Here is a 21,079-nt window from a genome sequence, read left to right on the forward strand (position 1 = left end):
GGGGTGGCGCCGATGCAGATGCTCCCCTGGCTCCCGCAAGACCCCGATCTCTCCGGCGCGATCAAGACGGCCCGCGGCATCGCCGATCCGCTCGCGCGGCTTCGCGCGGCGATCGGGCTCGCCGGTCATGACCGTGACGCGGTCGCGACGCAGCGGATCGACCGGCTGGCGGAAGGATGCCTCGCCGAGCTCGACGATGCCGGACTGACGCCGCTTCGCCTTGCGATCCTGGCGTCGCACAGCGTCGATCATCTCGTTCCGGCCATCCGTGTGGCCGGTCTGTCCCATGGCATCGCCGCATCGGTGCATGTCGACGGCTATGCCCAGTTCCGGCAGACTCTGTTGACCGGAGACGCCGCGCTGGAACGTTTCGATCCGCAGCTCGTCCTGCTGGCGCTCGATACCGCGGCGCTGCTGCCCGCCTTGCCTCTCAGCACCGACGAAAGCGAGGCGGATGAGCTCGTGAGGGCGACGGTGGCGGACGTGCGGCAGCTCTGGCGGCAGGCGCGCAATCGCTTCGGGGCGCAGCCGGTGCACCAGACGCTGATCGGCCAGGCGCCGCCGGTGATCGGCTCCAACGAGCTGTTGCTGCCGGCGTCGCCCGCCAGCCTGTGCCGCCGGCTCGACCAGGCCCTGCGCGAGGCGGCGGTGGAGGACGGCGTGCCCGTCGTCGACATCGCGGACCAGCTGCCCGAGGCGATCGGCGACGACCGCCGCTACGACCCGGTCCGCTGGCATCAGGCCAAGCAGCTCATCAATCCCATATTCGCGCCGCTCTACGGCGATCTCGTCGCGCGCGTGCTCGCCGCTGCGGGCGGCCGATCGCGCAAGTGCCTGGTGCTGGACCTCGACAATACCCTGTGGGGCGGCGTGATCGGCGACGACGGCATCGACGGCGTCAAGCTGGGGCAGGGCAGCGCGGAAGGGGAGGCGTATCTCGCCTTCCAGCACCAGGTCGTCCGCCTCGCCGAGCGCGGCGTGATCATCGCCGTGTGCAGCAAGAACGATCATGCGGTTGCCGCGGCGATGTTCGAGCAGCATCCGGAGATGCACCTCCGGCAAAGCCACGTCGCCTGCTTCGTCGCCAACTGGCAGGACAAGGCCACCAACCTGCGCGAGATCGCCCGGCGGTTGAACATCGGCCTCGACAGCCTGGTGTTCGTCGACGACAACCCCGCCGAGCGGGCGATCATCCGCCGCGAGCTGCCGCAGGTGGCGGTGCCGGAGCTTCCCGACGACGTCGCCTATTATCCCGAGCGGCTGGCGGCCGCCGGCTATTTCGAGGCGGTCGCCGTGACCCACGACGATTTCGCTCGCGGGCAAAACTATGCCGCCAATGCCGAACGCGCCGCTGCGGTCGAGGCGTCGACCGACATGGACGGGTTCCTGGAGAGCCTCGACATGACGCTGACGGTCGGGCCGATCTCACCGGTGGACCGGCCGCGTGCGGCGCAGCTCATCAACAAGAGCAACCAGTTCAACCTGACCACCGTGCGCCGCGGCGAGCAGGAACTGGCGGCCCTGCTCGGCGATCCGGCGAACGTCGGCCTGTGCTTCCGGCTGCGCGACCGGTTCGGCGACAACGGCCTGATCAGCGTGATCCTCGCGCGGCCGGACCCGCAATGGGGCGAGGGCTCGCTGCTGATCGATACCTGGCTGATGAGCTGCCGCGTGCTCGGCCGCGGGGTCGAGGCGGCGGCGCTGCAGGTGCTCGCCGATGCGGCGCGCAGGTCGGGCGCGATCCGGCTGGTCGGCGAGTACCGGCCGTCCGGCCGCAACGCGATGGTCGAGGAACATTATGAGCGGCTCGGCTTCACGCCGATGCAGTCGCCCGAAACCAGCAACGGCGCCCGCTTCTGGCACCTGCCGCTCGCCGACGCCGCGCTGCCGGCCCATCACATGAAACTGGAGATCCGCGCATGACGCAGCAGGACATCTACGCCGGTCTGACCGAGGTCATGCGCGACGTCTTCGAGGACGACGATCTCCAGATCGGCTCGACCACCACCGCGCAGGACGTGCCCGGCTGGGACAGCCAGGCGCACGTCCTGCTGATCGTCGCGACCGAGCAGCGGTTCGGCATCCGCTTCACCACCGCCGAGTTCGAATCGCTCAAAAACGTCGGCGAGTTCGCCACGCTGATCGGCGACAAGCTGGCGAGGCGGGGGTGATGGCCAGCCACGCGCCCGCCGACGCCCCGCGCGAGACCGCGCGGATGCAGCGCTATCTCGCCGGCTTCGCGCTCGGTGCCATCCTTACCGTCCTGTCGCTGGTGGGTGCGCTGGTGGGGCTGCGGGCCGCCGACAGATTGCCGCCGCCGCAGATCGCGAACAGCCTGTGCATCGACGAGAAGCTCAACGGCATGCGCGCCCACCCGCCGCAGGAGCCCAATCTGCTGATTGTCGGATCATCGGTCGCCTGGCGCCATTTCAACAGCCCGGTGGCGATCGCGACCGATCCGGCGATACGCCCGTACAATGCCGGCTTCTGCGGCGCCCAGATCAGCCAGAGCGCGCGGATCACCGCCTGGCTGACGCAGCGCCTGCCGAGCGTGCGCCATATCGTGCTGATCGCCTCGCCGTTCGATTTCGAAGCGTGCGGGTTTGGCGAGGCCTCGCGTTTCGACACCGGTGAGGCGGATCGTTTCGTGTTCGGCCATGCCTCGCCCGCCTGGTTCTACGCCCGCTATTTCGATCCGCTGACGCTGGCGAGCAATGCGCGCGGCATCCGCGAGGACCGCGCCAGCGCGGCGTCGACCAGCACGCTGGTGCAGAACCGTTGGGGCGACGGGCCGGCGGAGCCGCCGGTCTCGCGCGGCCTCCATTACGGCGACGTGCGCAAGCTCGACGCCGCCTGCTTCGCGTCGCTGCGCGGGATGGCGCGAGCGTTGGAGAAGCGTAACATCGCCTTCGACGTCGTGCTGATGCCGATGCAATCGGAATGGAGCCGTCGCTATGGCGAACCCACGCTGAGGGCACTCGAGCACGACGCGCGCGCTGCCCTGGCCGGCACGCACGGCGGGTTGCATGTCTCTCTGATCCGGTTGCCGTCGACCGCCTATTTCGATGCGATGCACCTGCGCTGGTCGAGCACCGGGCCGTTCACCCGCGCCCTGCTGCGCGAAACGGATGCCTCTTCCCATCTGCATCCCGCGAGCGCCACCTGACCCGCGCCCAGGGTCCATCGGGGGTAAGCCGAACGCACCGGCCGGAGCCCCGCGTGCCGGTGATACAGGGGCGCACGATCCGTTCGGGGAAGCGCCATGATCATGCCTCACGTCTTTCCCGGCCCCAGCCGGACGCGTTGCGTCCCGGGACGGACGGCTCGGTGAGCGCGCAGAGGCAGCTCGGCCGCAACGCGCTGTGGATCGTGCTGGGCCAGGGAGCGGGGCAGGGGCTGTCGCTGCTCGTCTTCCTGTTCATCGCCCGCTACGTCTCGCAGAGCAGCTTCGGCCTGATCGCGGTCAGCATCACCGTCGTCGAGTTCGTGCGGCGCCTGCTGATCGATTCGGTCACGATCGCGGTCTATTCCAACCCCGACGTCAGGGACGAGGACTACGACGTCTGCTTCACCATCGTCGCGATCACCGGATCGGTGACGACGGCCGCGATGGTCCTGCTCGCCCAGCCCGTCGCCGACCTGATCGGCTCGCCCGAGGCGGGGGCGGCGCTTCGGATGATCGCGTTTCTGCTGCTCGGCTACGGCCTGTCGGGAACGCCCGCGGCGTGGCTCGCCCGGCGCATGGAGTTCCGTGCGCTCGCCGTCCGCTCGACGCTGTCGGTGGTCTTCGGCGGCGTGGTCGGGCTGTCGATGGCGGTGAACGGCTATGACCTGTGGAGCCTGGTGGGGCAGCAGTTCACCATCGCCGTGGTCAACGTCGCGACGCTCTGGATCAGCGCGGGCTGGCGGCCGCGGCTGGTGCGGTCATGGACGCGAGTGCGCGAGATACTGCGGCGCGCGCGGCACGTCTCGCTCGGGGCGCTGTGGACGGCGATCGCGAACGATTCCGACCTGATCTTCGTCAGCGGTTATTTCGGTCCTGCCGTCACCGGTCTCTACAACGCGGCGAAGCGGATCATGCTCGCCGCCAACCTGATGCTGGTGAACAGCGTGTCGACGCTGACCTTGCCTGCGCTCGCCAACCTCGAGACCGATGATCAGCGCCGACTGGCGTTCCGCAGCGGCATGATGCTGACGAGTGCGTTGTGCGCCCCGGCCTTCGCCGGCCTGGCGATCGTCGCGCCCGAGCTGATCCGGGTGATGCTGGGGCCGAGCTGGCACGCCTCCGCGCCGATCCTGACCGCGCTGGCGGCGAGCGGCTATTTCCTGTCGCTCAGCCAATTCTCGAGCTCGGTGCTGGTGGTGGCGCAGCGCGCGCATATCGATTCGCTGTGCTCGGCGGTGCTCGCGGTCACCAACATCTGCGTCTACCTGGTCGCGGTCGCATTCGGACCGGTGGCGCTTGCCGCCGCTTTCTCCTGCACCACGATGCTGCTGTTCCCGCTGCGCCTGGGACTGGCGCTTCGCGAGGTGGGGCTGGGGTGGCGCACGATGCTGGCGGCGCTGTTGCCGTCGCAGGCGGCCACGGTCGTGATGATCGTGCTGTTGTCGATGATCCACAGGCTGCTTTCGGACGAGCTGCCTGCGCTTGCCGGCCTGGCATTGACCGTCGTCGGCGGCATCGTGATCTACGCCGTCGCGCTCCGCATCTGCGCGCCGAGGCTGTTCGGGCAGATCGTCCAGATCGCCACGGCAGTGGTCGGCCGCGAAAGGATCCGCGGGGACATCGCGCTCGCCCGCGGCGGCGACGCCTAGAAGCTGTAGCGGACCCCGGCGCGGACGCGGAACTCGTCGAAGCTCGCGGCGAACGGATCGCCCTTCACGTCGCGATTGACGTAGCTGGCATCCACGTCGAGCGCGAGTGCGCGGTTCGCCTGATAGCGGGCACCCGCTCCGACATCGACGATGCGGTCGAGCCGCGGCGAGGAGCGGAAGTCGTTGTGCTGGTAGGACGCCCGCATGTTGATCAGCAGCGATCGCAGCAGCTCATAGTCGGCGCGCACGCTCGCGCTGTCGCTGACGTAGCCGCGGGCGCTCTGGAGCACCGCCTCCTCGACCGTTCGCGCGGCCTGGGCGGAGATCGTCACCAATGGCGTCAGATAGTAGCGGACGTCGGCGTTGAGCGCGAAGCCGTTGATCGAACGGAGGCTGACGGCGTCATAGCTGCGCCACACATAGCCGGCGCCGATCGATCCCACGAACAGGCTGCTGGGTCGGAATGCGACGCCGCCGAGCAGCGTATATTCGGAGCCGCCCGGATTGGGGACGCCCGGCGCGACCTCGTCCTTGCGATAGTCGATCGACGAGCCGATGCCCTGGACGAACAACCCGATCGCCGGCGTCACCTCGAACTCGCCGCGCAGGCTGCCGCGGAGCGTGTGCTGGTCGCGCACGTCCTGGTCGATGCGGCCGACCACGCTACCGTCCGCCGCCAGCGCGTCGGTGTCGCGATAGTTGAACGTCGTATAGTCCACCGTCGCCAGCCCGCCGAACTTGCCCGTCTGATAGCGGAAGGTCGTATAGAGACGCGTGCGCAGGAAGATCGAGGGCGCCACGCGTCCTCCCGGGAACTCGCTCGACTCGCGCCGCTCGACGAGTTGCTCGAAATCGACGCCGCCTTCGATCGAGCTCAGCGACGACAGCTCGCGGCGCGCGAAGCCGGCGAGGCGGTAGGCATTCTCCTTCGCATGCGGCTGATCGGCGAACCGGGCGAACCGGCCGCTGGCGTCCAGCGTCACGTCGAGCTGCGAGGAACTGAGCACCGCCGCCACCGCCGGCTCGAGCTGGAGGAAGCCGGCCGAGACGCGATCATCCTCGGAGCCGAACAGGTTGCTGTCCCAGCCGGCGCTCAACGTGGCCGACGGATAGATCCGCCAGGCGCCCAGCGCATGGCCGACGGGATCGAGCTCCGGCCGGTGCCGTTCACGCACGTCGAGATCGACGCCGTCCTCGACGGTCACCGTCTCGATGTTCGCGAGGCGCGGCAGCTGGGCTTCCTGCGCGAAGGCAGGGGAGCAGGTCCCGCAAAGAATGGTCGAGGCCAGCAGCCATCTCGGCAACGGGCGGAACAGGGAGGACGATGCGATCATGCGAAGGCTCCTGCTGGAGGAGGGCGCGACGGCCGCGCTCAGGCCATTACGCTTTCGCCATCGAAGCGCCGGATCAGCTCGACCGTGTTGCGGATGTTCCGCTCGCTGGAGGCACCGAACAGGATGGACTGGACATAAGGTTCGTTCACGACCCACTCGATCGCTTCCGCGGGCGGTATCGCACCGGAAGCGAGCACCGACATGGCGATGACGCGCGCGGGCCGGCTGGCGAGCGCATCGCGATAGGCAGGGATTCCGCCGGACATGCGGAAGCCGATCTTGTTGACGTTCGCGCAGACGATCGGGTTGCGGATGCCGACCGACTCCAGCGCGGGCAGCAGCGCCGGCAGGTTCATGGTGATGAAGCCCGCCTCGGCGCCGTAGCGGCGCTCGACATGATCGGCGAAGATGCGGAATGCATCGAAGAAGCCGAGCCCGAGCAACAGGTCGGTGACGACGTTCTGGAGGAAGACGATCGGCGTCTCCAGTCCCTCGAACGGCTTCATCTCGGCGTCGATCAGTAGCGTCGCCGCACTCCTGACGTCGCGGGTCAGCAGCGCCTTGCCGCCCCGCATCGCCGCGTCGAGCATATTGCCGCTCGGCATGAACTTCCTGAGCGCGTCGACATAGCCGAGCTCGGTGACGGCGTTCGCGTATTTGTGCGCGTACGGCATGCACGGGTAGAATTTCATGCCCTGCCAATCCCCCCGATTGGCGCGGACGATGTCCGCCACTTCAGCGACGCGATCGTGCGTCGTGCACATGAACACGTCAATCCCGGCCTTGTGCGCTGCCCGGAGGGTATCGACGATCGCGCTCACGTCGCGAAAGGCGATCGCCTGCTGCCGCGCCTTTTCCTCCGACATATGGTTGATGCCGAAGAACTGGTTGTCGCCGAACAGGATGCGGTCCATCGTCGTCGTCTCCTCAGCGCGGTGCGCGCAGATAGTCGCGGATCTTCGCGATCATTTCGGGCGGAGCATAAGGGGGCAGGGCGGCCCCGCCGCTGAGCGGGGCGGCGAGCAGCGTGCTCATCTCCGCCTTCAGCGCGTCGGTATCGCCGGCGACCCTCAGCCCGGGCGTGTCGCGGAAGCGCTCGATCGTATGGAGCTGATGGTCGGTGGTGTGCTCGCCGAGCCTCGCCAGCCGCGGCAGCATCAGGATCTGCTTGCCGATCTCCAGCGCCTGCACGATCGACCCGATCCCGGCGTGGGCGACGAACAGCCGGCACTGCGCCAGCCGCGCGGCATAGTCCTGATGCGGCAGGATGCGTGCACTCTCCGCATGGCGAGGCCGATAGGCGCCGTCGCCGATCTGGAGGAATACCGGGACGCCGGGGTTCGCCGCCGCCCACTCGTCCACCGCCCGCACGAAACGGTCGAACGGCAGCATCGAGCCTACCGATGCGAAGATCATGGCACTGCCTTCAGCGTCCCGCCGCGCCGGTCAGCGCAGCCCCAGCGTGCGGCTGAGCAAGGTTCGCCGCGGTGGAAAGGCGGTGGCGGTGCCGTTGACCGCCGCGGCGGCCGCAGGACGCTCCTCCGGACGATCGGCGAGCCGGATCAGCTCGAGCGTGAAATCGGTATCGGCGGCGCTGGCGAAATCGTTGATCTGCTCCGCGCCGGGCGAGGCCATCGCCGCCGCGAACGCCTCGAGCTGCGCGGAATATTCCTCGCCGCGAAGATAGAAGGCGGGGTGGGGCGTGAGCTCGGTGATGTACTTGACGTTCCAGCCGTGGAGATATCCGGCCGGTGGCTGGCCGCGCGCGCCGATGAACACCGTCAGCTCCTGCCGGTCAGCAACGATCTTGCCGCCGTCGCCCATCACCGTGATCCGCGTCGTCATCTTGCGCGCGGTCTCGTCGGACCAGTTCACCGACACCTGGCCGGTCACACCCTGTGCGAAGCTCAGATTGGCATAGACCGCATCGTCGACTTCGGTCGACCATTGGCGGGTGAGCTGTCCGCCCGAGCAGGCGTCCGGGCGTCCGACGAACCAGTTCATCAGGTTGATGGGATGCGCGGCATAGTCATAGAGGCAGCCGCCGCCTTCGCCGGCCTTGCTCCGCCACGTCTTGGAGGCGGGCTTGAGGACGACCGGGCCATAGGCCTCGGCATGGACATGGCGGACGCGGCCGATCGCGCCGGCGTCGATCAGCCGCCTGGCCTCGCGAAATGTCCCGACGAAGCGGTTGTGATAGCCGACCTGCCCGACCAGCCCGCGTACCGCCGCCTCCTCGGCAAGATCGCTGCTGACGCGGTGCGACAGGGTCATCGGCTTCTCGCAGAAGACGTGGAGTCCGCGCGCCAGGGCGGCCCGGATCATGTCGGCATGGAGCCGCGTCGGTGCCGCGATGATCAGGCCGTCGATACCGGGAAGCTCGATCAGCTGATCGAATTTCGGGAGCACCGGGATTCGGCAGTATTTCTCGACCATGCTGCCGATCAGCGTGGAGCTGTCGCAGGCGGCGACGACCCTGAGGCCGGGCGTCGCGTTGGCGATCGCCAGGTGCGAGATACCCATCTTGCCCAGGCCGACGACGGCTATCTTTCTGTCGCTGCTCACTGGCGTCACCCCCTTGTGTCCGGCCAGGTTGCGGGCAGGGCGATGCCCGCGCCGGTGCGCATTGCGCAGCCGGCGGACCAACGCCCCCTCGCACTCGCCATGGTCCCCCGCCGCCTGCCTTGAGGCAGGTGCGGCGCGGGTAGGGATTGTCTCGCACAAAGCAAAACGGCGGAAAATTGTATCTAAGTATTATCCACAGTTAATGGGGGTTAATACTCGTAAGCAAGTTTGGCTCGGCCAAACCAATGATAAGCAAGGATGGCAACGGCTGACTGGCGTTTTTTCGTCGCCCGCGTGCGCAACACACTTGGATGATAACACCAAGGAGCTCGGGGAACTCTAAAAGTGGGTAGCCAGCCGCTCCAAAGGACATTGCACGATTGGATGATCGCTTTCCTGCTGGTCGGGGCGATCTCCTACAATGCCGTGCTCGCCTTCGTGAACGCGCATGGGCGGACGCTGTCGATGACCGAAGTCGCAGCCGCCGAATTCATCATCCTCGCGACCGCGGCCGCTGCCGTCTTGTCGCGTGGCCTGTCGCCGCGGGACGAGCCACCGGTCATCCTCGGCGTGGCGTTCCTGATGGGCGCGCTGTTCCTTTCCTTCATCAACGGCGCGCTGGTGGTGGAGGCGCTGCGCAACGTCGCCATCATCGTGCTGTTCACGATGCTGGGCCTTCGTTCGAGCGAGCGCGGCATCCGCCTGGCGTTCGCGCTCGCCATCGGCATCGTGCTGGCGGGGTTGCTGTTCGAGCTCAGCTCGCGCCAAGGCTATGCGACGTTCTTCCAGCCGTTCAACTACTACCAGAACACGCGCGGTCTCGGCGAATTCGACTATGAGGACACCGGCCTGTTCGGCAACGCGCTCGGCTTCGAGGGGCGGTTCAGCTTCGGCGTGTTCATGACGCCGCGAACCTCCTCGATCTTCATCGAGCAGACATCGCTCGCCAATTTCGCCGGGGTGATCCTGATCTACCTCGTCGCGATGTGGAGGTCGCTGGGGCGGCTGGAGAAATGGATCGGCGTCACCTTTGTGGTGCTGGCGCTCCTTTCCAACAACACACGCATGTCGTCGGGTTTCGCGCTGCTCTCCGTCGTCGGCTATTTCGTCTATCCGCGCCTCCCGCGCTATGCGACGCTGCTGCTGCCGCTCGTCATGCTCGGGCTGGCGATCGTGGTGGCAACCTTCCTTGGTCCGTCGAACGAGGACGACCTGGCAGGGCGGCTCGGCCAGACGATCTATCTCCTGTCGCTGACGGACCTGCCGGCGTCGCTGGGCGCGCGCGTCTTCGAGTCCGGCCAGTTTCCCGACAGCGGCTACTCCTATGTGCTCTATTCGAGTTCGATCGTCGGCGCGATCGCGCTGTGGATCTATGTCGCGCTGATCGTGCCGTTCGAATCCGATGCGCAGAGGCGCTGCGCATGGGGGATCGGCATCTTCTTCTTCATGAACCTGCTGGTGGCGGGGAATGCCATCTTCAGCATGAAGGTCGCCGCGCCGATGTGGCTGCTGGCCGGATTCATGCGCTCGCTTTCGGCGGTGCGGGACCGGATGGCCGCGGATCGCGCGCTCGGGCGGTTGCGGCCCGCGCACGCCCCTGCCGCAGCCGGCCGTCGGCCGATCGCCGGCCCCATTCGTCCCGGAGCATGGAGAGTTCGATGAAGAAGGATTCTCGCGGATGATCGCCGAGCAGACAGCGGACGCCATGTCCCTCGCCCCTGTCGAAACCCGCCGCGACAGCCTGTGGCGCCGCGCGCTGAGATGGCTGCTCGGCAAGCCGGAAGAGCGCACGGTGCAGACTGTCGCCGCGATCGCCCCGGAACCGCTAAAGCGGACGGCCGCCGGCGCCGGGCTCGGCAGCGGACGTCCCGCGGTCAATACCCGGCTCGCACCGGTCAGCGCGGCTGCGCGGATCATCGCGGCCTTCGATGCCGCGCATCCGGTCCGCCAGCGCCAGAATCTGTACGGCCGCGACGACAAGCTGGAGACGCTGTTCGAAGCGGTGCTGGTCGGGCGGCAGCATGCGATCATCCACGGGTCACGCGGATCGGGAAAGACGTCGCTCGCGCAGGTGTTCGGCGACTATGCCGATCAGGAGGGCGCGGTCGTCATCTACACGGCGTGCGAGGCATCGACCTCCTTCGCCGACCTGATCCGCCCCTATCTCGGCTTCATCCCCGATTCCTGCATCCCGTTCGTCGAGAAGCACGGTTTCCGCATCGAACGCGATGCGCTGCTCGCCGGCGATTTCGGGCCGCGGATGGTGGTGGATCTCTTCTCCCGCCTGACGCCGGACTGCCAGATCATCCTGATCCTCGACGAGTTCGACCGCGTCGAGGACGGTGAGGTGAACAGCCAGATCGCGACGCTGATGAAGCTGCTGTCGGATGCACGGCTTCCGGTGCAGATGCTGCTGGTCGGCATCGCGCAGACGGTCGAGGAGCTGATCCTCTGCCATCCGTCGCTCAGGCGGCATCTGGTGCCGATCCCGATCGGCCGGATCTCGCGCGAAGACACCTTTGCGCTGATCACCACGGGTGCGCAGCGCGCCGGCGTCACCTTCGACGAGGCCAGCCAGGGCGAGATCGCCGATCTCGCCTGCGGCTCGCCCTATCATGTGCAGCTGTTCTGCTATCTCGCCGCATTGGAGGCGGTGCGGCGCGATTGTGCCGCGGTCGACCTGGTCATCACCCGCGTCGCGATGCGGCGGGCGTTCGACACATGGGCGCTGCTCAATCCGGGCGATGCCGAGCTGTTCCAGCGGCTGGCGGCGGCCGACCTCGACAAGCGCACGCGGATCCAGCGCGCGGCGCGGGAGGCGGCGATGCGCGACAGCCTGAGTGCGGACGAAGAGATCGAGGGGCTGCTCGGCCCGGCGCTGCGCCGCGACACCGGGCGGAGCGAGCGGGCCTATTTCCGTGACGGCGCGGCGCCGCAGTTTCTGCTGACGATCCTCGCCCTGCATCAGGGCGCGCGGCTGAAGGCGGTTTCCGAGGCGGGCAACTGACGCAACGAAGGGGAGTCGAAGCGATGCTCCAATCAAACATGGCCCTGGCGCTGAAATCGCGCTGGCGACTGATCCTCGCGGTGTTCGCCGCAACCGTCGCGCTGGCCGCCGGCTGGCTCATGCTGGTGGAGCGCACCTATGTCGCGCGCGCATCGCTGCTGTTCGACGATCGCGGCCCTGATCCCGAGCTGCGCAACTCGCAGCCGGTGCAGAACGAGAAGTCGATGCTCGGCACCCAGGCCGACCTCATCCGCAGCGATGCGGTCGCGCGGCGGGTGATCCGCGCGGAGGGGCTCGCCGCCGATCCGGACATGCAGCGCAAGTGGCGCAAGGCCGGCGAGCCGGGGCGCTCGTTCGAGACCTGGCTCGTGTCGGACGTGCTGCAGCATGTCCAGGTGGCACCGGAGAGGGACACCAACGTGCTCGCCGTGCGCTACACGGCGAACGACCCGCGCACGGCGGCGCGGCTCGCCAACAGCTTCGCGCGGAACTTCGTGGCGCTGCGCATGGAGATCAGCACCAACACCGCCAAGCAATATGCCCGCTGGTTCCAGCAGCAGACCACGGAGGTCCGCGGCAATCTGGAGCGCGCGCAAGCGGCGGTGACCGATTTCCAGCGCAGCCACGGCATGGTCGACGGCAATGCCCTGGCGCTCGAGGCCGACCGGCTGAGCGCGCTGTCCTCGCAGCTGGCGTCGGCCGAGGGCGCCGCCGCCGACATGCGCGCGCGCGCCGGCAACCGCGTCTCGCAGTCGCCCGACGTGCAGTCGAGCGCGGTGATCGAGTCGCTGCGCCAGCAGGTCGCCGTGAGCGAGGCGAAACTCTCCGAGCTGGCGTCGACGCATGGCGACGCGCACCCGGATCTGGTCGCCGCAAGGGCGGAACGCGACACGCTCCGCGCCAAGCTCCGCGCCGAGACGGGGGCCGCCAGCCAGACGGTCCGCGTCGCGAGCTCGGCTGCATCCTCGCGGGAGTCGCAGCTGCAGCGACTCGTAAATGCTCAGCGGGGACGGATGCTGGCGGTGACCGCCAATCAGGCGCAGCTCGAAGCGCTTCAGAACGAGGTCACCAGCGCGCAGAAGGCCTATGAGGCGGTCACGCAGCGGCTCAACATGATGCGGCTGCAGAGCGGATTGCCGACCACCAACGCCCAGCAGGTCGACCGCGCCACGCCGCCGCTGCTGCCGGCCACCCCGAACGTGCCGCTGCTGCTGCTGCTGGCCGCGCTCGGCGGCCTCGGCCTCGGCATCATCGCCGCGGTGGCGATGGAACTGCGCCGGCCGATCATCCGGACGGTCAGCAGCCTGTTCGAGAATACCGGCGTGCCGGTGCTCGGGACCTTCGATTTCAAGGCGCTCCCGCAGCTTAGGGAGCTCAAGGCGGGAGGGGTTTGATGCGGATACGATCCACCGAGCATGCGGTGCTCGTCCATGACGCGGATGCGGTCGACGAGGCGCCGCGAAACGAGGGCACGGCAGGGGAGGCCCTGCTGGCGCCGGAGGACGGGCGGCTGAGTCCGCTCGCCGTCGCGGCGTACGATCCGGACAACGCCATCGCCCGGCTCGCGCGCAGCCTGCGCCTGTCGATCTCGGCGCTGCCGCTGCCCGACGAGCCGCCGATCCGCTCGGTCGCGGTGCTCGGTGCGGGGGCCGGGCTGGAGGCATCGGTGCTCGCCGCCAATCTGGCGATCACCTATGCGCAGGGCGGAACGCCGACGGTTCTGGTCGACGCCAATCTCGAGCAGCCGTCGCAGCACCTGTTCTTCGGGCTGCACGAGTCGGCCGGGCTGGTGGCGGCGCTGTCGGGCGAAGCCGACGTGCGGACGCTCGTGCAGCCGTCGCCGGTTGCCGATCTCGTCGTTCTGCCCGGCGGCAAGACGGCCGCGAACGCGCCGGTGCTGCTCGACGGCCAGCACTTCCATCACGGCGCGATGCGGCTGCTGGAAAGCTACGGAATGATGATCGTCGACGCCGGGGTGCCGTTCGGCGAGCCTGCGGCCGTGTGCGAGGCCATCGACGCTGCGGTTGTGGTCGTCAGGAACAATACCACTTCAGTAGAAGAGATTGCGCACGTCATAAACCGTTTGAATGATATGAAGACCAGAGTGGTTGGTACAATCATGGCCACATAACTCACGATATTTTATAAGATAAATTTGTCATCTTTAGAGTTATACGCAGCGATATACCAATGATCCTGTTCGTAAACTTCTGATTAATTTCGACCACCTCCGGCGTCCTGTACCTCTAGTTCTCGAAAAGATCGAGCGAGGGCCTGGTCATGAGCGGGTACGGGACGGCGGTCGAGAGCGCTCCGGCGAACTTCTCTGAGGCTGCGCCGGTCCCGGTTCCTACGAACAGCCCTGTCCCGGTGCGGCCTGCGGCCTCGGCGCCTTCTGTCTCGACCATCGTCATCTCGCTGCCGACGGAAACGATACAGGCCTTCGCGACGCCGGCGGCGACGTCCCGGGCCAAGCGGGCGATGGACGTGAGCGTCGCGCTCCTCCTGCTGATCCTGCTGCTGCCGTCGTTGATGCTGATCGCATTGGCGGTGCGGGTGACGAGCCCCGGTCCGATCCTATTCCGACAGAGCCGTACCGGGTTGCACGGACGCGTCTTCGCCGTCTGGAAATTCCGGACGATGCGCGTGCTGGAGGACGGCGACGGCATTGCCCATGCGACGCGCAACGACGCGCGCGTGACGCCGATCGGTGCACTGCTCCGGAGCACGAGCCTCGACGAGCTGCCGCAGCTGTTCAACGTGCTCGCGGGCGACATGTCGCTGGTCGGGCCGCGGCCGCATGCGGTCGCGCATGACCGCCGCTACGGCCTGCTGATCGGCGATTATGCCCGGCGCTTCCGCGCGAAACCCGGCATGACGGGCCTCGCGCAGATTCGCGGGTTGCGCGGCGAAATCCATGATCTCTCCTGCATGGAGGCACGGGTTCGCGCCGATTGCGAATATATCGAGCGCTGGTCTTTGTTCTTCGATCTCGCCATCCTGCTGCAGACCATCCCGCTGATGGTCCGCGACCGGAACGCGTACTGAGATGCGCACGCGTCTCGCCTCGCGCTGGGGAGCGGCGGCATGAGGATCGTTCATGCCGTCCGGCAGTACCCGCCCGGCGTCGGCGGGGTCGAGGCGACGGTATCGTCGCTGGCCGAGCGCCAGGCACGCGAAGGACATCAGGTACGCGTGGTGACGCTCAACCGCATCTTCTACAGCGATGGCCGGCGGTTGGCATCCAGCGAGTGGCGCAACGGGGTCGAGATCGTCCGCGTGCCGTACCGCGGTTCGCCCAAATATCCCTTCGCGCCGGGGGTGCTGCGTCACATCGGCAATGCCGAGATCGTGCATGTCCATGGCTTGGACTTCTTCGCCGACTTTCTCGGCTGGCTGCGGCCGCTGCACGGCAAGCCGCTGATCCTGTCGACACACGGCGGCTTCTTCCACACCCCGTTTGCCCGCACGATCAAGCGGCTGTGGTTCCACGGGATCACGCGGGCGACGCTGCGCAACTATGCCTTCGTCGCCGCTTCCGGCATCGCGGATGCGGCGATCTTCGAGCGGATCGCCGGCAGCAAGGTGGTGGCGGTCGAGAATGCGGTCGATACCGCCAAGTTCGCCGGCCTGGCGGCACCGGGCGCCAGGACGATGATCTATTTCGGCCGGCTCGCGCCCAACAAGGGGCTCGACCGGCTGATCGCCTGGTTCGCAGGGCTGCGCGAGCGCGATCCCGCGTGGCGGCTGATCGTCGCCGGCAAGGAAATGGGCGTCTCGCTGGACCAGCTCCGCTCCTGGGCCCGGGCGGAAGGCGTCGAGGATGCCGTCGAGCTCCACGCGCTGCCGAGCGACGATGACCTGCGGCGCCTGATCGCGCGCAGCAGCGTCTATGCGTGCGCCTCCGCCTTCGAGGGATTCGGCGTCGCGGCGGTGGAGGGGGTGGGGGCGGGTCTCTATCCGCTGCTCAGCGACATCGCGCCCTTTCGCCGCACCATCGCCCGCGTCGGATGCGGAACCGCGATCGCGTTCGAGCGGGGCAGGGACATCGATCGCTTCCTCGCCGATCTCGCCGCCTATGAGGCGATCGAAGCCCGGGATGCGGCATTGGCGCCGCGTCTGGCCGGCTTCGGATGGCGCGGCGTGCTCGATCAGATCGAGGCGCTCTATGCCCGCGCGCTGAAGGCGGACCGCCGCCCCGTGCCCGAGACGATCACTCAAATCATGCAAAGCCAGGGTCAGGGAGGATCAGCATGAAGACGTGGACGAGAATTCGCATCATCTGCCTGGCGGCGGCCACCGCCGCTGCCGCCGGATGCAGCAACACGCATCTGCCCGACGGGCCGCCGCTCGCGGCGACGAGCGCCTATACGCTGGGGCCGGGTGATCGGCTGCGCGTGACCACTTTCGGCTTCAAGGATCTCAGCGGCGAATATGAGGTTGCGACCGACGGCACCATCTCGCTGTCGCTGATCGAGCCATTCTCGGTGCGCGGCATGACGCCGGCGGAGCTCGAAAAGGAGATCGCCGGCCGGCTGCTCGCCGCCAACATGGTCCGCAAGCCGCAGGTCAGCTGCGAGGTGCTCAAATACCGGCCCTATTACATTCTCGGCGAGGTGCGGAAGCCGGGCCAATATCCCTTCTCGAATGGGCTGACCGCGCTCAAGGCGGTCGCGACCGCCGAGGGCTTCACCTATCGCGCCAATGCCAAGACGATCTACATCACCCGCGACAATGCCAGCACCGAGATGCCGATACGTCTCACCGCCTCGACGCCGATCAATCCGGGCGACACGATCCGCGTGGGAGAGCGCTATTTCTGAGCCGGGGAGGAAGCCGCCGCAGGGCGGCATCAGCGTCGCCGGGCGTTCGCGTGGGGCCAAAGCGAACCAGCCGAGAATGCTGGTCGGGGCGTCCGGCGGCGGCCATTGGATCGAGTTGCAGCGCCTGCGGCCGGCCTTCGACGGCTTCGAGGTCGCCTACGTCTCGACCTTCCACAGCTATGCTGAGCTCGTGCCCGGGCACCGCTATTACTGGGTACCGGACGCCTCTCGTTTCAGCCTGAAAGGATTCGTGCCGATCTTCTGGCGCGCGATCCGCATCCTCCTCAGCGAACGGCCGCACGCCATTGTGACGACCGGATCGGCGCCGATGCTGCCGTTCGTGCTGCTCGGCCGCCTCATTGGCGCCAGGACGCTGTGGATCGACAGCATCGCCAACTCCGAGCATCTCTCTACATCCGGCCGTATTGCCAAGCGGCTGGCGCATCGCTGCGTGCCGCAATGGCCGGACGTCGCCAAAGCCGAGGGGCTCGAATGTTGGGGCAGAATCGTCTGAGAGAATCCGCCGGCCCAAGGTGCTACCGCGGGTGAAGTAATACTTTTGGATTATATAACATTTGTTATGAATCGACGTTGTGAAGCCTCAACGCGACAGGGCGTTGACTTACTCATGTTGTTAAGCCGACTCCATCGGCTATAGGGGAATACGTCCAACGAGCTACTCCAGTGGAGGTCCCCTACCTAATTCGAACCATCCGCTTCGATAATTCCTTCCCCGTCTTGTTCCTGTTCCTTCGAAAACTGCTGTCTGCGGTGAGGCTGCGCTTCTCCGCGTGATGCCCTGCAACTGAAGTCCCGGCGCTCCTGCGCGCGGGGTCAGAACAATAAACGCCAATCGAGAGGATGCGTGGAGCCTCATGGCTTCGCGATCGGCGAAATGCGTGCCTGCTGACGGGGTGGCTCTTCTGGATCTTGTTCAATAATACCAAGGTAGTATCAGTGAAGAATAGTGACACCGATTACCAAATATTAGCTGATGGCGGCTTTGATAATGGGGTGCATGACGATTCATCTCATATCCCGCTGCTTCGCGAGCTCGATCCAGTGAACCGGCGCCGGGCGATCCGCTGGCTGGTCGCCGGTGCGGGCGCGATCGTCGCCGGCTGCGGAGGCGGGGGTTCGTCGGCCGAGACCGGCGGGTCGATCATCACGCCGACGCCCTCGCCGACACCGACACCAACTCCCGCTCCGACTCCGGCGCCCACTCCCACGCCGACCCCTACACCGGCGCCATCGGGACAGGACTTCAGATACGGTGTCAATTTCGCCAGCCTGGAAGGCACGCCCGACACGCTGCCCGGTCGTCTGAACGGCGAGGTCTTCGTCACCCCGGACAGCCATTTCTCCTATTACAAGTCGAAGGGGATGGACCACATCCGCCTCCAGGGCGCCTGGGAGCGGCTCCAGCCGCGCACCTTCGGCGAGCTGGGCGAGCAGCTGCTGGATCACTATGCCGACCCGAACAACCCGCTGCGCAATACGGTCAACCTCGTCCGCCATTATCTCGATCGCGCCCAGGCGAACGGGCTCAAGGTGTTCCTCGACCTCTGCCATAACTACGGCTCGCGCTGGGTCGGCTACAACGGCAGCTGGTCGGCGAAATCGAAGGCGCAGCTCGGTTCCTCCCAGGTGCCGATCTCGGCGTTCGTCGATTATTGCACGAAGCTGGTGCAGACGTTCGGCAGCCATCCCGCGGTCGTCGGCATCGAGCTGATGAACGAGCCGCACGACCTGGCGATCGGCGAGGCCGGCTGGCGCGATGCGTGCCAGCAATCGATCAACGCGATCCGCAAGATCAACAGCTCGCTCTGGATCCTGATCGACGGTTATGGCTGGGCCAGCGCGCAGATGTGGCCGCAGAACAACCCGACGATCCACACGCTGTCCGATCCGGCCAACCGCATCATGTGGTCGGCGCACCAGTATTTCGATGCGAACTCGAGCGGCGTCTACGGCGGCGGCAGCGAGAGCGCGCCGACCAACGCCAACATCGGCGTCCAGCGGCTCGCGCCGTTCATCGAATGGCTGAAGGCGCATGGCTTCCAGGATCGCGGTCACATCGGCGAGTTCGGTGCCCCCGATCGCACCGAATGGCAGACGATCGTGCGCAATTTCGTTCAGTCAGCCGATGCCGCCGGTCTCAGGCTGACGGCGCACCAGGACATCCCGTATCTGAACGATACCTACACGATGAACCTGTTCCCGCAGACGGACAGCTCCGGAAAGATCGTCGGGGCCGACCGCGGCGTCATGCAGGTTCTTCAGCAAGTGGCGCAATGATGCGCAGCCGCATTCGATAAAGAAGGGTGAAGGGCCGCCAGGGGGTGGGGGAGGCGGCCCTTCGTTCGTCCGGCGGGGGCCGGAACAACGGAAGCGAGGAATCGATCTCTTGGTACCGGTGGCTAGCAAGTCCGACGGCCGAATCGATCCCTGAAAGGGGATTAGCTCCGAAGAGCCTTCAGTGTTCCGATCAGGTGAACCCGCGCAAAAACGGGTTCGATCAAGATGTTCTTTGATTCCCGCAGCGCGGCGGGATTAGCCTGTCCGTCATTCCAGCAGCAGGCCCGGGAATGCGTCATTGCCGTTATGGAACATAGATTTCTCCTCGGCCCTGGAGAACAGGACGGGTAAATACTTCATCGGGCGCGACATCATCTCCGATCACCGCGCGATGATCGGGAACGTATATTACTGGCGGAGCCGGCGTGGCGAGACGCCGGAGGGGGTGCGTGCCCGGACCCTCAAACTCGGTCTCAAGATCGAGATGCGTCTGGCGAGTCTGCTGGACGGAAATCCGCTGCCTCCTCGCCGCGGCCGCAATCCTACGCTCCATCTCGATCCCTATTCGGTGCTGCACAGCCGGATAGGGCCACAGGACATGGTGCTGGTGCACGACATGGGCCCGATCACCCATCCCGATCTGTTCCAACCCTGGCTTCATCGCCTGTACCGCAACGCCTTTCGCAAGATCGTCGCCGCGCGTGCACGGACGGTGTTCGTCAGTGCGGCGTCGCGCGACGCCTTTGCCGGCCTTTATGGGCCGGGCCCAGGGATGGCGGTGGTCTATCCCCAGATGCGGGAGGGCATCCGCCATCCGTGGCAGCAGCCGATCCCGGGCATCCAAGGCCCCTTCCTGCTGACCGTCGGCAGCCTCGGCCGGCGGAAGAACCAGCTCGCGACCATCCGTGCCTTCGCACGCTCGGGTCTTGCCGATCAGGGGTTCAGCTACGTGCTCTGCGGTGCGCGGGAACCCGGAGCCGACTTGGTGGAGCAGGCCGCCGCCAGAACGACGGGCGTGCATCTGCTGCCCTATGTCTCCGATGCCGAGCTCACCTGGCTCTATGCCAATGCCGTCGGCTTCGTCCTCGTCAGCCGGCTGGAGGGCTTCGGCATGCCGGTGGCCGAGGCGATCAGCCATGGCGCGATCCCGCTGGTGACGGCGGCGAGCGTGCTGGAGGAGGTCGCCGGTCCCGGAGCGCTCACCGCCCGAGCCGACGATGAGGCCGGGATCGCGGAAACCATGATCCGACTCGCGACGATGACACCCGCCGAACGCTTCAGCCGCGCCGACGCGATGCGGCAATCGCTGGGCCGCTTCACGCGCGAGCGGTTCGCCGAGAGCTGGCGACAGGAACTGGAATGTTGACCGGGGCTATTCCGGCCGCGCGTACCCGAAGGCGGCACTGAGGTCGATCGCGGTCGACCGTACCGGCCCCGCGATCTCCGCGGTGACCTCGTCGGTCAGGTAATGGGCGGCGCTGGCGATGCTGATCGCCATGATGATCTGACCCTTCGCATTGCGCACCGGCGACGCCACCGAGCGGACGCCGTCGTCCAGCTCGCTTTCGTGCATCACCAGCTGGCGCCCGCGATGCACTTCCATCGCGGACAGGAACGCCTTCAGCTGCGCTTCGCTGGCATGCGGCTTCCCCTCGTAGAAAAGCCGCGTCAGCGACGAAGCGTCCTCGTCGAGCAGCAGCGCCTTGCCCAGGCCGGTCTCCGTGATGAAGCGCCGGTCGCCGGGCGCAGTGGAGACCCGGAGTCGCTGGCGGCCGGTAACGCGGTCGAGGTGACGCGACCAGTCGCCCTCGCGCTTGCCGATGAACACGCAGAAGCCGGTCTGCTCCGAAAGCTGCTCCATATGGGTCCGTGCGATCCGCAGGAAATCGGTCTGCTCGAGCGCCAGCGAGCCGAGCTGGAGCAGCTTCGGCCCGAGCGAATAGCCGTCCCGCGTCGGCGACAGATAGTCGCGCGACCGCAGCGCCTGCGCGAGGCGATAGGTGGTGGCGCGGCTGAGGCTCAGCTTCTGGGCGAGATCGGTGACCTTGGCCGGGCCCTCGATGATCTCGTCGAGGATATCGAGCGCGCGCATCAGGGTCTGCGCGCCCTTCGCGGCAGGGGCGCCCTTCTCGAGCGTCTCGTCTTGCATGGAATTCATCTCCTGGGATCCGGCGGCGTTTGTGATTGGGTCTTAGCGTATCGCGATGCGCCTCAATATGTGAATTATTCCGAGGATA

At 66.9% G+C, this 21,079-nt stretch carries 19 protein-coding genes; 14 read left to right on the top strand and 5 right to left on the bottom strand.

Going from position 1 to position 21,079, the window contains the following annotated elements:
* Nucleotides 1-12 precede the first annotated feature (12 nt).
* The 4 genes from AC2YHA_RS03760 (at nucleotide 13) to AC2YHA_RS03775 (ending at nucleotide 4,815) form a co-directional block, all read left to right on the top strand.
* Nucleotides 13-1,923, top strand: coding sequence for an HAD-IIIC family phosphatase (locus AC2YHA_RS03760; RefSeq protein WP_487400419.1), 1,911 nt, complete (start codon nucleotides 13-15; stop codon nucleotides 1,921-1,923).
* A complete protein-coding gene (locus AC2YHA_RS03765; RefSeq protein ID WP_233782802.1) occupies nucleotides 1,920-2,171 on the top strand; it encodes an acyl carrier protein in 252 nt (83 codons plus the stop codon). Before AC2YHA_RS03760 ends, AC2YHA_RS03765 begins: the two co-directional genes overlap by 4 nt.
* On the top strand, nucleotides 2,171-3,166 hold the full coding sequence (locus AC2YHA_RS03770) for a hypothetical protein (RefSeq protein WP_487400420.1): 996 nt from the start codon (nucleotides 2,171-2,173) through the stop codon (nucleotides 3,164-3,166). Before AC2YHA_RS03765 ends, AC2YHA_RS03770 begins: the two co-directional genes overlap by 1 nt.
* Nucleotides 3,167-3,327: 161 nt before the next feature.
* Nucleotides 3,328-4,815: an oligosaccharide flippase family protein gene (locus AC2YHA_RS03775; protein ID WP_487400421.1), complete on the top strand. Its 1,488-nt coding sequence runs from the start codon at nucleotides 3,328-3,330 to the stop codon at nucleotides 4,813-4,815.
* On the opposite strand, the gene AC2YHA_RS03780 is transcribed toward AC2YHA_RS03775, so the two are convergent.
* From AC2YHA_RS03780 to AC2YHA_RS03795, 4 genes are read right to left on the bottom strand one after another with little or no spacing between them, the layout of a single operon-like run.
* Nucleotides 4,812-6,149, bottom strand: a complete 1,338-nt coding sequence (locus tag AC2YHA_RS03780; protein WP_487400422.1) for an outer membrane beta-barrel protein — start codon at nucleotides 6,147-6,149, stop codon at nucleotides 4,812-4,814. The genes AC2YHA_RS03775 and AC2YHA_RS03780 overlap by 4 nt on opposite strands.
* A 38-nt stretch (nucleotides 6,150-6,187) precedes the next feature.
* Nucleotides 6,188-7,063: a hypothetical protein gene (locus tag AC2YHA_RS03785; RefSeq protein ID WP_487400423.1), complete on the bottom strand. Its 876-nt coding sequence runs from the start codon at nucleotides 7,061-7,063 to the stop codon at nucleotides 6,188-6,190.
* Nucleotides 7,064-7,076: 13 nt separating this feature from the next.
* Complete coding sequence (locus tag AC2YHA_RS03790) at nucleotides 7,077-7,565, bottom strand: glycosyltransferase (protein WP_233782797.1); 489 nt, start codon at nucleotides 7,563-7,565, stop codon at nucleotides 7,077-7,079.
* 30 nt (nucleotides 7,566-7,595) lie between these two features.
* Nucleotides 7,596-8,714, bottom strand: a complete 1,119-nt coding sequence (locus AC2YHA_RS03795; protein WP_487400424.1) for a Gfo/Idh/MocA family protein — start codon at nucleotides 8,712-8,714, stop codon at nucleotides 7,596-7,598.
* Nucleotides 8,715-9,098: 384 nt separating this feature from the next.
* On the opposite strand from AC2YHA_RS03795, the gene AC2YHA_RS03800 reads away from it, so the two are divergent.
* The 10 genes from AC2YHA_RS03800 to AC2YHA_RS03845 all read left to right on the top strand — a co-directional run bounded on the left by AC2YHA_RS03800 (nucleotide 9,099) and on the right by AC2YHA_RS03845 (nucleotide 20,208).
* Nucleotides 9,099-10,376 carry a hypothetical protein gene (locus tag AC2YHA_RS03800; RefSeq protein ID WP_487400425.1) on the top strand — a complete coding sequence of 426 codons (1,278 nt, stop codon included), beginning with the start codon at nucleotides 9,099-9,101 and terminating at the stop codon, nucleotides 10,374-10,376.
* A 16-nt stretch (nucleotides 10,377-10,392) separates the two neighbouring features.
* Nucleotides 10,393-11,721: an ATP-binding protein gene (locus tag AC2YHA_RS03805; RefSeq protein ID WP_487400426.1), complete on the top strand. Its 1,329-nt coding sequence runs from the start codon at nucleotides 10,393-10,395 to the stop codon at nucleotides 11,719-11,721.
* Between the two features lie 23 nt (nucleotides 11,722-11,744).
* Complete coding sequence (locus tag AC2YHA_RS03810) at nucleotides 11,745-13,115, top strand: Wzz/FepE/Etk N-terminal domain-containing protein (RefSeq protein WP_487400427.1); 1,371 nt, start codon at nucleotides 11,745-11,747, stop codon at nucleotides 13,113-13,115.
* Entirely contained in the window at nucleotides 13,115-13,852 is a 738-nt protein-coding gene (locus AC2YHA_RS03815) for a CpsD/CapB family tyrosine-protein kinase (RefSeq protein WP_233782792.1), read from the top strand. Before AC2YHA_RS03810 ends, AC2YHA_RS03815 begins: the two co-directional genes overlap by 1 nt.
* 149 nt (nucleotides 13,853-14,001) lie before the next feature.
* Entirely contained in the window at nucleotides 14,002-14,769 is a 768-nt protein-coding gene (locus AC2YHA_RS03820; RefSeq protein ID WP_487400428.1) for an exopolysaccharide biosynthesis polyprenyl glycosylphosphotransferase, read from the top strand.
* A gap of 39 nt (nucleotides 14,770-14,808) precedes the next feature.
* Nucleotides 14,809-15,978 (top strand): glycosyltransferase family 4 protein, encoded by a 1,170-nt coding sequence (locus tag AC2YHA_RS03825; RefSeq protein WP_487400429.1) that lies wholly within the window; start codon nucleotides 14,809-14,811, stop codon nucleotides 15,976-15,978.
* Nucleotides 15,975-16,544, top strand: coding sequence for a polysaccharide biosynthesis/export family protein (locus tag AC2YHA_RS03830; RefSeq protein WP_233782790.1), 570 nt, complete (start codon nucleotides 15,975-15,977; stop codon nucleotides 16,542-16,544). The genes AC2YHA_RS03825 and AC2YHA_RS03830 overlap by 4 nt, the downstream gene beginning before the upstream one ends.
* A gap of 76 nt (nucleotides 16,545-16,620) precedes the next feature.
* Nucleotides 16,621-17,058, top strand: a complete 438-nt coding sequence (locus AC2YHA_RS03835; RefSeq protein WP_487400430.1) for a UDP-N-acetylglucosamine--LPS N-acetylglucosamine transferase — start codon at nucleotides 16,621-16,623, stop codon at nucleotides 17,056-17,058.
* Between the two features lie 548 nt (nucleotides 17,059-17,606).
* Nucleotides 17,607-18,842 carry a glycoside hydrolase family 5 protein gene (locus AC2YHA_RS03840; RefSeq protein ID WP_487400431.1) on the top strand — a complete coding sequence of 412 codons (1,236 nt, stop codon included), beginning with the start codon at nucleotides 17,607-17,609 and terminating at the stop codon, nucleotides 18,840-18,842.
* 391 nt (nucleotides 18,843-19,233) lie between these two features.
* Entirely contained in the window at nucleotides 19,234-20,208 is a 975-nt protein-coding gene (locus AC2YHA_RS03845) for a glycosyltransferase (RefSeq protein WP_487400432.1), read from the top strand.
* A gap of 6 nt (nucleotides 20,209-20,214) precedes the next feature.
* On the opposite strand, the gene AC2YHA_RS03850 is transcribed toward AC2YHA_RS03845, so the two are convergent.
* The gene (locus AC2YHA_RS03850; protein ID WP_487400433.1) at nucleotides 20,215-20,991 is read right to left on the bottom strand and encodes an IclR family transcriptional regulator; all 777 of its coding nucleotides are present in this window, start codon (nucleotides 20,989-20,991) and stop codon (nucleotides 20,215-20,217) included.
* Between the last annotated feature and the right edge of the window lie 88 nt (nucleotides 20,992-21,079).

The sequence above is a fragment of the Sphingomonas sp. SRI_018 genome, from assembly GCF_057586275.1.

Bases quoted from the DNA above. Each gene is read 5' to 3' on its own strand.
- AC2YHA_RS03825 (WP_487400429.1), top strand. From the start codon at position 14,809: ATGAGGATCGTTCATGCCGTCCGGCAGTACCCGCCCGGCGTCGGCGGG.
- AC2YHA_RS03850 (WP_487400433.1), bottom strand. From the start codon at position 20,991: ATGCAAGACGAGACGCTCGAGAAGGGCGCCCCTGCCGCGAAGGGCGCG.
- AC2YHA_RS03790 (WP_233782797.1), bottom strand. From the start codon at position 7,565: ATGATCTTCGCATCGGTAGGCTCGATGCTGCCGTTCGACCGTTTCGTG.
- AC2YHA_RS03805 (WP_487400426.1), top strand. From the start codon at position 10,393: ATGATCGCCGAGCAGACAGCGGACGCCATGTCCCTCGCCCCTGTCGAA.
- AC2YHA_RS03830 (WP_233782790.1), top strand. From the start codon at position 15,975: ATGAAGACGTGGACGAGAATTCGCATCATCTGCCTGGCGGCGGCCACC.
- AC2YHA_RS03810 (WP_487400427.1), top strand. From the start codon at position 11,745: ATGCTCCAATCAAACATGGCCCTGGCGCTGAAATCGCGCTGGCGACTG.
- AC2YHA_RS03800 (WP_487400425.1), top strand. From the start codon at position 9,099: ATGATCGCTTTCCTGCTGGTCGGGGCGATCTCCTACAATGCCGTGCTC.
- AC2YHA_RS03780 (WP_487400422.1), bottom strand. From the start codon at position 6,149: ATGATCGCATCGTCCTCCCTGTTCCGCCCGTTGCCGAGATGGCTGCTG.
- AC2YHA_RS03785 (WP_487400423.1), bottom strand. From the start codon at position 7,063: ATGGACCGCATCCTGTTCGGCGACAACCAGTTCTTCGGCATCAACCAT.
- AC2YHA_RS03815 (WP_233782792.1), top strand. From the start codon at position 13,115: ATGCGGATACGATCCACCGAGCATGCGGTGCTCGTCCATGACGCGGAT.
- AC2YHA_RS03845 (WP_487400432.1), top strand. From the start codon at position 19,234: ATGATCGGGAACGTATATTACTGGCGGAGCCGGCGTGGCGAGACGCCG.
- AC2YHA_RS03770 (WP_487400420.1), top strand. From the start codon at position 2,171: ATGGCCAGCCACGCGCCCGCCGACGCCCCGCGCGAGACCGCGCGGATG.
- AC2YHA_RS03820 (WP_487400428.1), top strand. From the start codon at position 14,002: ATGAGCGGGTACGGGACGGCGGTCGAGAGCGCTCCGGCGAACTTCTCT.
- AC2YHA_RS03835 (WP_487400430.1), top strand. From the start codon at position 16,621: ATGCTGGTCGGGGCGTCCGGCGGCGGCCATTGGATCGAGTTGCAGCGC.
- AC2YHA_RS03760 (WP_487400419.1), top strand. From the start codon at position 13: ATGCAGATGCTCCCCTGGCTCCCGCAAGACCCCGATCTCTCCGGCGCG.
- AC2YHA_RS03765 (WP_233782802.1), top strand. From the start codon at position 1,920: ATGACGCAGCAGGACATCTACGCCGGTCTGACCGAGGTCATGCGCGAC.